The following is a 13,219-nucleotide window of genomic DNA, read 5'->3' on the forward strand; positions in this document are numbered from 1 at the left end:
AGCGTTACTCTTCCTTCGCTGACAGTGTTGCTTCGACGACGCGCATCGCCTCAACGGTTTCTTTAACATCATGAACGCGCAGGATATGCGCGCCCTGCATGGCGGCAATCACCGCACAGGCCAGGCTGCCGGTCAGGCGTTGCGACGGTCCGACATTCAGCAACTGGCCAATCATACTTTTACGTGACATCCCCACCAGCAATGGCAAACCAAAACGGTGGAAATCGCCCAGATGGGCAAGAAGCTGATAATTGTGGGAGAGATTCTTACCGAAACCGAATCCAGGGTCGAGCAACAGCTGCTCTTTTTTAATGCCCGCCGCTTCACAGCGGGCAATATGTTTAACAAAGAAGGCGTCCACATCTTGCAGAAGGTGCTGATACTTCGGTGCCTGCTGCATTGTCCGGGGCTCGCCCTGCATATGCATCAGACAAACGGGCAGACCGCTAGCGGCAGCGGCTTCCAGAGCGCCAGGTTCCTGCAGGGAACGGATATCGTTGATCAAATGCGCGCCAGCATTAGCCGATTCACGGATAACTTCAGGTTTAGAAGTATCCACCGAGATCCACGCCTCGAAACGTTGAGAAATCGCTTCCACTACCGGTATCACTCGCTCCAGCTCCTGCTCAACACTCACCTCATCGGCACCAGGTCGAGTGGATTCGCCACCAATATCGATAATGGTGGCGCCGGCATTGATCATACCATTGGCATGAGTGAGAGCCTGGACTAAATCGTTATGCTTACCGCCATCTGAAAAGGAGTCCGGCGTCACATTCAAAATCCCCATCACGTGGGCATGTGATAAATCAAGCACGGAATCTCTGGCATAAAGCTTCATAACAGCTGTTCTCCTGACGGGTCTTACCGATAGCGGGTTTTTCGGGATATAAAAAACCCCGGTCATCGCCGGGGTTTGGGGTAACTCAAGCCAGGCGGTTTATTTATCGCCCAGTTGCTCTGACAGAGGATTGCCAGGGCTTGGCGCACGCGGCTCATCAGCCGGGCGAGGTGCCTTTGGCGTACCGTTGTTGCCAGAATTGTTAGTGTCTGGTTCTTCCCATCCTGCCGGTGGACGCACTTCACGGCGAGCCATCAGGTCATCGATCTGCGGCGCATCAATAGTTTCATACTTCATCAGCGCGTCTTTCATCGCGTGAAGAATGTCCATGTTTTCGTTCAGGATACGACGAGCACGTTGGTAATTACTCTCCACCAACGCTTTCACTTCCTGATCGATAATGCGTGCAGTCTCATCAGACATGTGCTTCGCTTTGGCGACGGAACGGCCAAGGAATACTTCACCTTCTTCTTCCGCATACAACAATGGTCCCAGTTTCTCTGAGAAGCCCCATTGAGTCACCATGTTACGTGCTATTGACGTCGCTACCTTAATGTCGTTAGACGCACCGGTAGAAACATGCTCTGGACCGTAAATGATCTCTTCAGCCAGACGGCCACCGTACAAAGTAGAAATCTGACTTTCCAGTTTCTGGCGGCTGGCGCTAATCGCATCACCTTCAGGCAAGAAGAACGTCACCCCTAATGCACGACCACGAGGAATAATGGTAACTTTGTGCACGGGATCATGTTCCGGCACCAGGCGACCAATAATGGCATGCCCCGCTTCGTGATAAGCCGTCGATTCTTTCTGCGCTTCCGTCATCACCATGGAACGACGTTCCGCCCCCATCATGATCTTGTCTTTCGCTTTCTCGAACTCAACCATCGAAACCACACGGCGATTACCACGAGCAGCGAACAGCGCAGCTTCGTTCACCAGGTTAGCGAGGTCGGCACCAGAGAAACCAGGCGTACCACGCGCGATGACCGACGCATCAATGTCGGTAGCCAGTGGTACACGGCGCATATGCACTTTCAGTATTTGCTCACGACCACGCACATCCGGCAGACCCACCACGACCTGGCGGTCAAAACGTCCTGGACGCAGCAACGCAGGGTCAAGAACATCTGGACGGTTAGTTGCAGCAATAACAATGATACCTTCATTGCCTTCAAAACCATCCATCTCGACCAACATCTGATTCAGCGTCTGTTCACGTTCATCGTGACCACCGCCTAATCCTGCGCCACGCTGACGCCCTACAGCATCAATCTCATCGATAAAGATGATACAAGGTGCCGCTTTTTTAGCCTGCTCAAACATGTCACGGACACGTGATGCACCTACACCAACGAACATTTCTACGAAATCAGAGCCAGAGATGGTGAAGAATGGGACTTTTGCTTCACCCGCGATGGCTTTCGCCAGCAGCGTTTTACCGGTACCCGGAGGGCCGACCATCAACACGCCTTTGGGAATTTTACCGCCCAGTTTCTGGAAACGGCTTGGCTCGCGCAGGTATTCAACCAGCTCGGCCACTTCTTCTTTCGCTTCGTCGCAACCAGCCACATCAGCAAAAGTGGTTTTAATCTGATCTTCCGTCAACATACGGGCTTTGCTTTTGCCGAAGGACATCGCGCCCTTACCGCCGCCGCCCTGCATCTGACGCATAAAGAATATCCAGACACCGATAAGCAAGAGCATTGGGAACCATGAAATGAAGATCGACGCCAACAGACTCGGCTCTTCAGGCGGTTCACCAACCACTTTTACATTTTTAGTCAACAGGTTATCGAGTAACTTGGGATCGTTGACGGGAATGTAGGTCGTGTATCGATTACTGTCTTTTCTGGTAACGTTGATCTCACGCCCGTTAATACGTGCCTCGCGGACCTGATCCTGGTTCACTTCCGACAGGAAGGTTGAATAGTCAACCCTACGGCCATTCGACTCGCTGGGCCCAAAACTCTGGAAGACAGACATCAGCACAACGGCTATGACTAACCAGAGAATCAGGTTTTTCGCCATGTCACTCAAGGGATTAACCTCTTATTACAACTGTGTTAACAGACAGCGTAGGGTACTATATATCCTTCATACTTGGAACCACTGCGGTATTGGCTGCGATCATTCACCCAAATCACTTACCTGTGTAAGCTCATAGAATTCACACATTTGTCGCCTTGCAGAGATTGCAATTATTTTGGGCTATACTTTGCGCCCTGTCGCTACAATATACACTTCACGCGAACGAGAGCGCGAAGCGTCCGGCTTACGAATTTTCACTTTCGTAAACAGGGAGCGAATTTCCCGGAGGTAATCTTCAAAGCCATCTCCCTGAAACACTTTCACTACAAAACTACCGCCAGGTGCCAGTACATCCCGGCACATCTCCAGCGCAAGCTCAACCAAATACATTGATTTGGGGATGTCTACCGCAGGCATCCCGGTCATATTGGGCGCCATATCAGACATGACAACCTGTACTTTCGCGTCACCAACACGGTCCATCAAAGCCTTCAGCACCCGTTCATCACGGAAATCGCCCTGAAGGAAATCAACACCGACGATAGGATCCATTGGCAGAATATCACAAGCGATTATGCGACCTTTATCACCAATCTGAGTCACAACATACTGAGACCAGCCGCCGGGCGCCGCCCCAAGGTCGACCACCGTTATCCCCGGTTTAAACAACTTGTCACCTTGCTGTATTTCATCAAGTTTAAACCAGGCACGCGATCGAAGCCCTTTTTTCTGCGCCTGTTGCACATATTTATCGCTAAAGTGTTCCTGCAGCCAGCGGCTGGAGCTGGCTGAACGCTTTTTACCAGTCATACTATTTCCAACGTTGATTCAACGTACGCGATAAATAAACCGCGCAAATCAGCAAGCCGATTTGGTGATACATCAGAGATGGCGGTAGAATGACCCGTTTTCAATCCCAATGTAAGTAAAAAAATACGATGAATCTGAGTACCAAACAAAAACAGCACCTGAAAGGCCTTGCTCATCCGCTGAAGCCCGTGGTGATGCTGGGCAACAATGGCCTGACCGAAGGCGTACTGGCCGAGATCGAACAAGCGCTGGAGCACCATGAGCTCATCAAGGTGAAAATCGCGACGGAAGACCGTGAGACGAAAAACCTGGTTATTGACGCTATCGTGCGCGAAACCAGGGCCGCAAAGGTGCAGGTTATCGGCAAGACGCTGGTGCTGTACCGTCCAACGCAGGAACATAAAATCACGCTGCCACGTTGAGGAGCAGGCGCTACCCATCAATTTAGTCACGGTAAAATGCCACACCCTTGATGCTGATAAAAGGCCGCAACGCGGCCTTTTTCTTTCTTTTACAATCTGACTTGCTTATGCGGCTCCGCAATCAGATGTATTCAACCTTCAGGATTTCATACTCGACATCGCCACCCGGCGTTTTGATAACGGTGACATCATCCACTTCTTTACCGATCAGGCCACGGGCCATTGGCGAGTTCACCGAAATCAGATTCTGTTTAAAATCGGCTTCGTCATCACCGACAATGCGATAGGTCGACTCTTCGTCCGTCTCCAGATTCAACACGGTAACGGTAGAACCGAAAATAACGCGACCATTCGCGTTCATTTTAGTCACGTCGATCACTTGCGCATTTGACAACTTGGCTTCAATTTCCTGGATTCGTCCTTCACAGAAGCCCTGCTCTTCACGTGCGGCATGATACTCTGCGTTTTCTTTTAAGTCACCGTGCTCACGCGCTTCAGCAATTGAGGCAATAATTCTGGGGCGTTTAATGGTTTTCAGCTCTTCGAGCTCTTCGCGCAGTTTCTCTGCGCCCCTTAACGTCATCGGAATCTGATTCATCTCAATACCTCGTAAACTCTGTCCTGTACAAAAGTTAGCCATCCTGACAGATTTTAATGCAGAAAAAGCGTTCTGCGACGCTGGCCACTGAATTACAAACAAAATAGACCTCCCCCGGAGGTACGCTCCAGAGGCCGAAGGTTTTGCATTTTGATACGTATTTTACCGCAGAGTTCCTTATGGGTCATCGTTTACTTTCGACCTTAATGCACCGTAGTATGACAGCATCACCTGTCAGTAAACGCGAGATTATGCGATTTTCACGAATTGTAGCCGGTTTAGCCTGCGTATTTATGCTGAATGCCAACGCCACCCCGGTTGAAGAATACACACAATATTTACCTGATGGCGCAAACCTGGCGCTAATTGTACAAAAAATAGGTGCAAGCACGCCCTCGATTGACTATCACAGCAAGCAAATGTCGCTGCCTGCCAGTACCATGAAAGTGATCACCGCTCTGGCAGCTTTGCTGCAATTGGGACCCGATTTTCGCTTTCACACCCAGTTAGAAAGCAAAGGAACCATTAGCGGCGGAACGCTAAAAGGGGATCTGGTGGCACGGTTTGGCGGTGATCCCACGCTGACCCGCCAGGATCTGCACAACATGGTCGCCACGCTGAAAAAACAAGGCATACAGCATATTCAGGGGAACCTGGTTATCGATACCTCTGTTTTTGCCAGCCATGACAAGGCGCCAGGCTGGCCCTGGAACGACCTGACGCAGTGCTTCAGCGCGCCGCCCGGCGCGGCTATCGTTGACCGCAACTGTTTTTCAGTATCACTTTACAGCGCGTCAACTCCCGGTGATAACGCCTTCATTCGTGTAGCGTCTTATTATCCGGTCAATATGTTTAGCCAAGTGCGTACGCTCGCCCGCGGCTCGTCTGAGGCGCAATACTGCGAGCTGGACGTGGTGCCTGGCGAACTGAATCGTTTTACGCTCACAGGTTGTATGACTCAGCGCGCGGAACCACTGCCACTGGCCTTTGCTATCCAGGACGGTGCCAGCTATGCCGGTGCTTTGCTGAAAGCCGAACTGCAGGACGCCGGTATTGATTATTCAGGTCACCTGTTGCGCCAGACGCAAGCTACCTCCCCCGCCACCACTCTGGCAGAAAAACAGTCAGCACCATTGCATGACTTGCTGAAAATCATGTTGAAGAAGTCCGACAACATGATCGCCGACACGGTATTCCGCACCATTGGTCATGCACGTTTCGGTGTACCTGGCACCTGGCGCGCCGGGTCCGATGCCGTACGCCAAATTCTGCGACAAAAAGCCAACATCGATCTGGGTAACAGCGTCCAGGTTGATGGTTCTGGACTTTCTCGTCATGATCTGGTTGCGCCTGCTACTATGATGCAAGTGTTACAGTACATTGCAAAAAACGATCAACAGCTGAACTTTATTTCAATGTTACCGTTGGCCGGCTATGACGGCACATTACGCTATCGCGGTGGTCTGCACGAAGCCGGCCTGGATGGCAAGGTCTCAGCAAAGACCGGTTCGCTACAAGGTGTATACAACCTTGCTGGTTTTATAACCACTTCCAGCGGGCAACGGGTGGCCTTCGTCCAGTATCTTTCAGGCTATGCCGTTCCCCCGCAGGATCAGAAACAGCGCCGTATTCCGCTGGTTCGCTTTGAAAGCCGACTCTATAAGGATGTTTACCAAAACAACTAACAACAATGAAACTACTGATTATTGAAGATGACGCTCTCTTGCTGGGGGGGCTGGTTCGGGCGTTAACCAGTGAAGGCTACGCTGTAGACTCGGCAACAAAAGGGGCAGAAGCCAGTGCCCTGTTGCAGAGTGGGCAGTATAGCTTGATCGTGTTGGATCTGGGGCTACCGGATCGCGACGGAGGTGATTTGTTGCGTCAGTGGCGTAAAGAGAATGTCGATCTGCCGGTACTGATCCTTACGGCCCGTGACTCGTTGGAAGACCGGGTTGAAGGGCTTGATGCCGGGGCCGATGACTATCTGGTGAAACCTTTCGCACTGGCTGAACTAAAGGCTCGTGTACGGGCACTGATCCGTCGTTATCAGGGACGAAGCGATAATTTACTCCAGCATGGCGATATTTCGCTGAACCTCTCTTCACAGCAAGTTTATCTCGATAGTCAGCCGGTAGAAATCACCCCAAAAGAGTTCTCCCTGCTAACCCGTTTACTGATGCGTATCGGGCAAACTGTTCACCGGGAAACACTGCAACAGGATCTCTACAGTTGGCAGGATGATACCGGTTCCAACACGCTGGAAGTGCACATCCACAACCTTCGTCGTAAACTGGGGAAAGATCGGATCAAAACCGTGCGTGGCGTGGGTTACCGTTTGGAAGAAAGATCGTGAACAGTATGCGTCGGCGTTTGCTGATTATGTTGGCGCTCATTCTTCTGACCTGTCAGTTGATGAGCGCAGCCTGGCTGTGGCATGAAAGCCGTGAGCAGATTGGTTTTCTGGTCAATGAGACGCTGTCAGCCCACGCTCGCAATGAACGGGTCGAAAGAGAGATTCACGAAGCCATCGCCTCACTCCTGCTGCCCTCTATCGTGATGGTCTGCTTCACCCTACTGCTGTCGTTCTGGGCGATCAGCTGGATTATTAGCCCACTGCGTTCGCTGCAAAAAAGTCTGTCAGAACGCTCAGCCGATAACCTCACGCCCTTACCACATTTCTCGGATATGGATGAGATTGCCGCCGTAACGGGTGCAATAAACCAACTACTGGCCAGACTTGACCATACGCTGCGGCAAGAAAGGTTATTTACCGCGGATGCCGCGCATGAATTACGCACGCCGCTCGCCGGATTGCGTCTGCATCTTGAACTGCTTGAACAGCAGGGAGTGACACAAGGGCCGATGCTTATCCAACGTATAGACCAGTTGATGCATGTCATTGAACAATTGATGATGCTGTCACGTGCCGGCCAGGCACTGGCCAGTGGCCATTATCAGGTAGTGAGCTGGCACGAGGTGTTTGAACCGCTGCAACTGGAAATGCTCGAAATGCTGTCATTGCGCAAACAGACCCTTGAACTTACAGGAAACACCGCGCAGGAGGTCCAGGGCGATGCGGTACTACTCCGGCTCATGCTGCGTAATCTGCTGGAGAATGCCTCCAGATACAGTCCGGAAGGCAGTCATATCATCCTGATTGTGCAGCAAGAACAGCATGGCAGCAGCTTCACGGTCCAGGATGAAGGCCCTGGCATCGCTCCCTCCGCTGCGCAGGAACTCACCAAAGCCTTTCGACGGCTGGATCAACGCTACGGCGGGAGCGGGCTGGGCTTGAATATTGTTCAGCGGATAGCCCAACTCCACCACGGTGAACTGCGTCTGATCAATCGTCAGGATCGTAGCGGACTGAATGCCACCTGCTGGCTGCCCGCTAAACTGAACTGACACTCAGCCGCCAGTTCTGATCAAAAATGTGTATTGACACTCATGTACCAGGTACGACCTGATTCGTTATAGGTATTCGCGCCAGCGCCGTACATATAGGCACCCGTGGTGGCATTCCCTGTGGTCTGCGCATTCCCTTCACGGAAGTGGCGTTTGTCAAACAGGTTATCGACACCCAAAGTGACGCTGGCATATTTATTTACCTCATAAGTGCCACTCAGGCCCAGTATCGAGTAAGGGCTAACGGTGGATTTCTCCGTACCGGTGACCGCCTCTCCCTTGTAGTTGTACTTCTTCGGCGTCTGGCGCCCATACCAGGTGAAGGTGGTTTGTAGCGACAGGTCTTCTGTCACCTGCCATGCCAGCGTCGAGTTGAGGGTGTATTTCGGGATAACTGATAAACGGTCGCCGGTGCTTTTGTTCTTACTCTGCAGCATGTAGGTCAGGTTATTATTCCAGGTTAGGGTATCGATAACCGGGAAGTTCACTGTTCCTTCCAGACCTTCAACCACGGCTTTGGGGACGTTTTCCCATTTGTAAACATCAGTGCTGCCGGTGGTAGACACGCCACTTGGCAAATAGCCAGCTTCAATCTTATTACGGTAGTCGTTGCGGAACCAGGTCAACCCTGCCTGGTAACCTTCATGTTTATACTCAATCCCCACTTCCTTATTAATACTGGTTTCAGCTTTGAGATCATCATTACCAATCAGGTAACACCCTCCTGAACTGGCTGCACATCCCTGGCCTTTGCTATACAACACATAGTCCGGATTGGTCTGGTACAGACTCGGTGCTTTGTATGCTCTGGCGATCCCCAGTTTCAGCGTAACGTCATCAATCAGCGCTTGCGACAGATTTAGTGACGGGCTCCAGTTGTTACCCACAATACTGTGATGATCGAAGCGCAGTCCAGGTACCAGCATGGTGCTGTCAGTCAGCTCCATGTTGTCTTCCACAAACAGCGAGAAAATTTCGGCGGAAGAGTACGGGCTGCGGTTAGTACTGTCGATCCCCTCGATCCCCCCGCCGGACAGGGCCTGAGTATTCGATACACCATCCTTCATACGCTGCTGATTCCACTCAGTTCCCAGTGTCGCAGTCTGATTCACCAGAAACTCAAACGGAATACTGACTTCACTGTGCAACAGAACATCATTCAGTTGAATAGTGGAGAAACCACCATCGGAGAAAATCCCCTCGGTACCTCCTGCCAGTCCTTCATTCATACGCGAATTACGCGTATTTTCGTATTGCGCATAAGAATTCGTACTGACGCCATTATCCCAGACACCCGTCCAGTTAACCGCAAAATTCTGGCGGTACAAGCGGTTGGTCTCATCGCCATACTTGCTTTGTACCAATGTGCTAGTATTGGTATTTTGTGTATCCCCAGCGTAAAGATTTCCCTGGCGACTATAACCTGCGGTGAATTCCAGCGCCTGCTGCGGCGCAAACTCCCAACGCAGCTTAGCGTGAATATCCTTATTCACCGCACCTTCGCGTCCTGCGGGAACAGTATCCGCATAAGTACCGGTTCTCAGCGACTGATGCCCTTCATTAATGTATTGAGCATCAGCCTGAGTCTTGCTGAGGTTACCGTATAACGTGAAACTGAAATCATCCCCCAACGGCCCATTTAGCGAGAAATTCGTACGCTTAGTGGCACCTTCAGATTTATGTTCCGGCATATTCAGATAAGTGTTCCAGGAGCCATGCCATTCATGCGTGGTCGGTTTGGTAATAATGTTCACCACCCCGCCAGCAGCGCCGTTGCCATAGCGAGCGGCTGCCGGGCCTCTGATGACTTCAATATGATCAACCATCTCTGGCGCAACCCAACTGGTATCCCCGCGAGTATCGCGTTCGCCACGCCAGCCGAGGCGAACTGAGTTACGGCTGGAGACTGGCAGACCATCGATCAGGATCAGGGTATTTTCCGGCCCCATGCCACGAATATCGATTTGACGATTATTACCGCGCTGTCCGCTGGTTGAGTTTCCGGTCAGGTTTACCCCCGGCATAGTACGGATGATTTCAGACAGATCACGGGCAGGAGGCCGCTTTTTGATCTCGTCGGCAGTAATGGTCGACACACCCGGTGCCTGAAGAGTCTGCTGAGCAGCGGTCACTATCAGGGTACTCTCTGTGGAGTCAGCATGTTCCGTTGCTGTCGCTGTCACATTTTTTTGCCGGGAAATTCCGGTGGTTTCCTGAGACGTTTCCCCCGCAGCCATCGCTGTTGTAGCTATTCCATGCACAATAAAGATAGCGAAAGATAAACGCGATAATTTGTTCAACACTTTGGTTCTCTGCAAATCCGCCTCGTCAGCATCGTTGAGGCAGGTCATAGGATAAATGGGCGGGAAACACATTATTGCAAATAAAAACAATTATCAATTAGATTGTTAATATCATTACTATTTTGTAGTGTTTTTTGTGGCAGTGACCACAAGTCACTGAATATTCCATTTCCCCGGATTAAAGGAAGTGTTACCCGAAAGCATCATCAACTGCGGAGGTGCATCAGAGGAGGTATCAGGATTTGGCAAAAAGTTGCTCAAGACGAGTCAAAAGATGATTGGCACTGTAATAGTCGAGACGAAAACTGTCATTGCCCAGCGCCCAAACCTGCCGATCGCGAATCGCACTTGAACCTGCCACTAACGGTTCTGATAATAGTGCCGTCTTGCCCGTCTCATCGGTAGCGAACATCAATACTGACTTGCCAGTGATACCCGTTGCCAGATTCTCACCGACGAGCGGGATAATATCTTTACGCTTCAGGCGCTGACTACCGCGGAGTATATTTTCTGGTGGCGTAGCGAGCGTAAAGCCCAGGGCTTCCAGCATCTTGCCCTGTGCTGACTCTCTGGTCCACAGATTCGCTTTACTGCCATGGGGATTATAAACCAGCGCCGAGACCGGTTGCGGGGGCAAAGCCAGCTTCGCTTTCACTTCAGTTTCACGCTGTGTATAAGACTGGATAGAACGCTCTGCACCAGCCTCATTACCCGTGGCCTGAGCCAGTTCCCGCTCGACCTGCTGCCAGCTTTTGTTGTCATAGTTGATAACCAGAGTCGGCGCCAACTTAGAAAGACGGTCGTAAAACACGATAGCAGAATCATTGCCCGTGGCACTAACAACGATCAGATCCGGTTTTTCCGCCGCAATAATTTCCAGGTTGGGTTCTCCTGCATACAATCGCTTAACCCCTTTTGCCACAGCGACATCGCTCCACTGGCGGAAGAACCCCTGATTGTCGACAAAGCGTTGCCCCGGCATGGCGGCGGCACTGGCAATAACCGGCGCGCCAATCGCCAATAGCGATCCGGTCAGCGTAATGCTGGTCGACACAATACGTTTGGGCGGATGATGAATAACCAGTTCCCCTTTACGATTGGGCACGTTACGGGGCCAACCATCGGCAGCTCTTGCCTGGTAAAGAGGGAACAAAACAAGAGCACACAGTAATAGCGAAAATAATCGCAAAACAGAAAATCTCATGATGATTGGCTCTTTCCGCGAAAACGACACAACCGGACCGAACAGTCCTGGAGAAATAAGGATGATAATGATTATCTTTACTATTTGAAAGCGATATTTATATCGAAAAGGTCCGTTCGGGAAAACGAATAATTCATTCGCGTATCCAATGGCTTTAACACACTCCTTTTTCATGCTGGCCATCGTCCAGGCTTCCGGTATACTGCCGGCGCGGATCTCCGGCGACTTATCTGAGTATGCTACTGAGGATCTGATGAAGAAAAGGGACACCGATAGCGTCCCTTCAGGGGATTAACGCTGATAGATAATTTCGACGCCCTCGTCGTCTTCGTCGTCCCAGTCATCATCTTCTTCCAACGGCTCTTCCGCTTCTTCAAGCTGCTGCCGGTGGTAGTCATCCCACATGAACGCCACTTTTTCAGGCTGCTTCTCTTCGACTTCCGCTTCTTTCGGATTAGCGTTCAGGAAGGACATCACATCCCAACACAACGGCGTCACGCCAGTACGGTTAGCGGCAGAAATCAGATAGTATTTATCAGTCCAGCCCAACGCTTGCGCAATGGCCTTAGCACGAGCTTCCGCTTCTTCCGGGTTCAACAGGTCAACTTTATTGAACACCAGCCAGCGTGGTTTGCTGAACAATTTTTCGCTGTACTTCTCCAGCTCGCCCAAGATGACACGGGCATTTTCCACAGGATCGGACTCATCAATCGGTGCCAAATCAATGGTGTGTAACAGCACCCGACAACGTTCCAGATGCTTAAGGAAACGAATGCCTAAACCCGCACCGTCAGAGGCGCCTTCGATCAGACCCGGAATGTCCGCCACCACGAAGCTTTGCTCGCTGTCCATGCGCACGACACCCAAACTTGGCACCAGCGTGGTAAACGGGTAATCAGCGACTTTCGGTTTGGCCGCAGAAACTGCGCGGATGAAAGTCGATTTACCCGCATTTGGTAGCCCCAACATCCCGACATCAGCCAACAACATCAGCTCAAGCTGCAAATCACGTTTTTCACCCGGCGTACCCATTGTTTTCTGGCGCGGCGTACGGTTAACGGAAGATTTAAAACGCGAGTTCCCCAGGCCATGCCAACCGCCTTTAGCCACCATATGCAGTTGACCATGAGTCATCATGTCTCCCAGCGTTTCACCCGTTCCCTGATCGATAATACGAGTGCCGACGGGGACTTTAACAATGATGTCCTGCCCGCGCTTGCCGGTACAGTCACGGCTCTGACCATTCTGCCCACGCCCCGCCCGGAAGGATTTTTCAAAACGGTAATCGATCAAGGTATTCAGGTTTTCGTCGGCCTGCAGGTAAACATCGCCGCCATCGCCGCCATCACCACCATCAGGGCCGCCTTTCGGAATATATTTTTCACGACGGAAACTGACGCAGCCATTGCCGCCATCACCCGCAGCAACGAAGATCGTCGCTTCATCAACAAACTTCATGTTACTTCTCCGTAAATCATGCGCCCGTACCGTTGAGTGATCGTGGTCCGGGGGGATTCACCTCAGTACATCGCACAACTGAATATAAAGTGTACAGCAAAAAAGGACCATGCGGTGAACTCACGGGCATCAACACACCCCGTGGAT

General features: G+C 51.4%; 11 protein-coding genes. 4 read left to right on the forward strand and 7 right to left on the reverse strand.

The genetic code is table 11. From position 1 onward, the window contains the following. Positions 1 to 4 precede the first annotated feature (4 nt). The 3 genes from folP to rlmE all read right to left on the reverse strand — a co-directional run bounded on the left by folP (position 5) and on the right by rlmE (position 3,682). Positions 5 to 841, reverse strand: a complete 837-nt coding sequence (gene folP / locus EH228_RS16770; RefSeq protein ID WP_152322762.1) for a dihydropteroate synthase — start codon at positions 839 to 841, stop codon at positions 5 to 7. A 99-nt stretch (positions 842 to 940) separates the two neighbouring features. Further along, on the reverse strand, positions 941 to 2,872 hold the full coding sequence (ftsH, locus tag EH228_RS16775; RefSeq protein ID WP_152322763.1) for an ATP-dependent zinc metalloprotease FtsH: 1,932 nt from the start codon (positions 2,870 to 2,872) through the stop codon (positions 941 to 943). A gap of 180 nt (positions 2,873 to 3,052) precedes the next feature. After that, positions 3,053 to 3,682 (reverse strand): 23S rRNA (uridine(2552)-2'-O)-methyltransferase RlmE, encoded by a 630-nt coding sequence (gene rlmE / locus EH228_RS16780; protein ID WP_152322764.1) that lies wholly within the window; start codon positions 3,680 to 3,682, stop codon positions 3,053 to 3,055. A 128-nt stretch (positions 3,683 to 3,810) separates the two neighbouring features. Between rlmE and yhbY the strand changes: the two genes are divergently transcribed. Next, positions 3,811 to 4,104, forward strand: a complete 294-nt coding sequence (gene yhbY, locus EH228_RS16785; protein ID WP_152322765.1) for a ribosome assembly RNA-binding protein YhbY — start codon at positions 3,811 to 3,813, stop codon at positions 4,102 to 4,104. 121 nt (positions 4,105 to 4,225) lie between these two features. On the opposite strand, the gene greA is transcribed toward yhbY, so the two are convergent. After that, positions 4,226 to 4,702, reverse strand: a complete 477-nt coding sequence (gene greA / locus EH228_RS16790) for a transcription elongation factor GreA (RefSeq protein ID WP_152322766.1) — start codon at positions 4,700 to 4,702, stop codon at positions 4,226 to 4,228. Positions 4,703 to 4,953: 251 nt separating this feature from the next. On the opposite strand from greA, the gene dacB reads away from it, so the two are divergent. From dacB to pmrB, 3 genes are read left to right on the forward strand one after another with little or no spacing between them, the layout of a single operon-like run. After that, positions 4,954 to 6,387: a serine-type D-Ala-D-Ala carboxypeptidase gene (dacB, locus tag EH228_RS16795; protein WP_152322831.1), complete on the forward strand. Its 1,434-nt coding sequence runs from the start codon at positions 4,954 to 4,956 to the stop codon at positions 6,385 to 6,387. Positions 6,388 to 6,392: 5 nt separating this feature from the next. Next, on the forward strand, positions 6,393 to 7,055 hold the full coding sequence (gene pmrA, locus EH228_RS16800; RefSeq protein WP_152322767.1) for a two-component system response regulator PmrA: 663 nt from the start codon (positions 6,393 to 6,395) through the stop codon (positions 7,053 to 7,055). After that, positions 7,052 to 8,107, forward strand: coding sequence for a two-component system sensor histidine kinase PmrB (gene pmrB / locus EH228_RS16805; RefSeq protein WP_152322768.1), 1,056 nt, complete (start codon positions 7,052 to 7,054; stop codon positions 8,105 to 8,107). Before pmrA ends, pmrB begins: the two co-directional genes overlap by 4 nt. Before the next feature lie 20 nt (positions 8,108 to 8,127). Here pmrB and EH228_RS16810 read toward each other — a convergent pair whose 3' ends face one another. From EH228_RS16810 to cgtA, 3 genes are all read right to left on the reverse strand, one after another. Continuing rightward, positions 8,128 to 10,407 carry a TonB-dependent siderophore receptor gene (locus tag EH228_RS16810; protein WP_152322832.1) on the reverse strand — a complete coding sequence of 760 codons (2,280 nt, stop codon included), beginning with the start codon at positions 10,405 to 10,407 and terminating at the stop codon, positions 8,128 to 8,130. A 238-nt stretch (positions 10,408 to 10,645) separates the two neighbouring features. Further along, entirely contained in the window at positions 10,646 to 11,614 is a 969-nt protein-coding gene (gene fepB / locus EH228_RS16815) for a Fe2+-enterobactin ABC transporter substrate-binding protein (protein WP_152322769.1), read from the reverse strand. 291 nt (positions 11,615 to 11,905) lie between these two features. After that, entirely contained in the window at positions 11,906 to 13,072 is a 1,167-nt protein-coding gene (gene cgtA, locus EH228_RS16820) for an Obg family GTPase CgtA (protein ID WP_152322770.1), read from the reverse strand. Positions 13,073 to 13,219 lie beyond the last annotated feature (147 nt).

This window comes from Erwinia endophytica (genome assembly GCF_009295515.1).
Taxonomy (GTDB): domain Bacteria; phylum Pseudomonadota; class Gammaproteobacteria; order Enterobacterales; family Enterobacteriaceae; genus Erwinia; species Erwinia endophytica.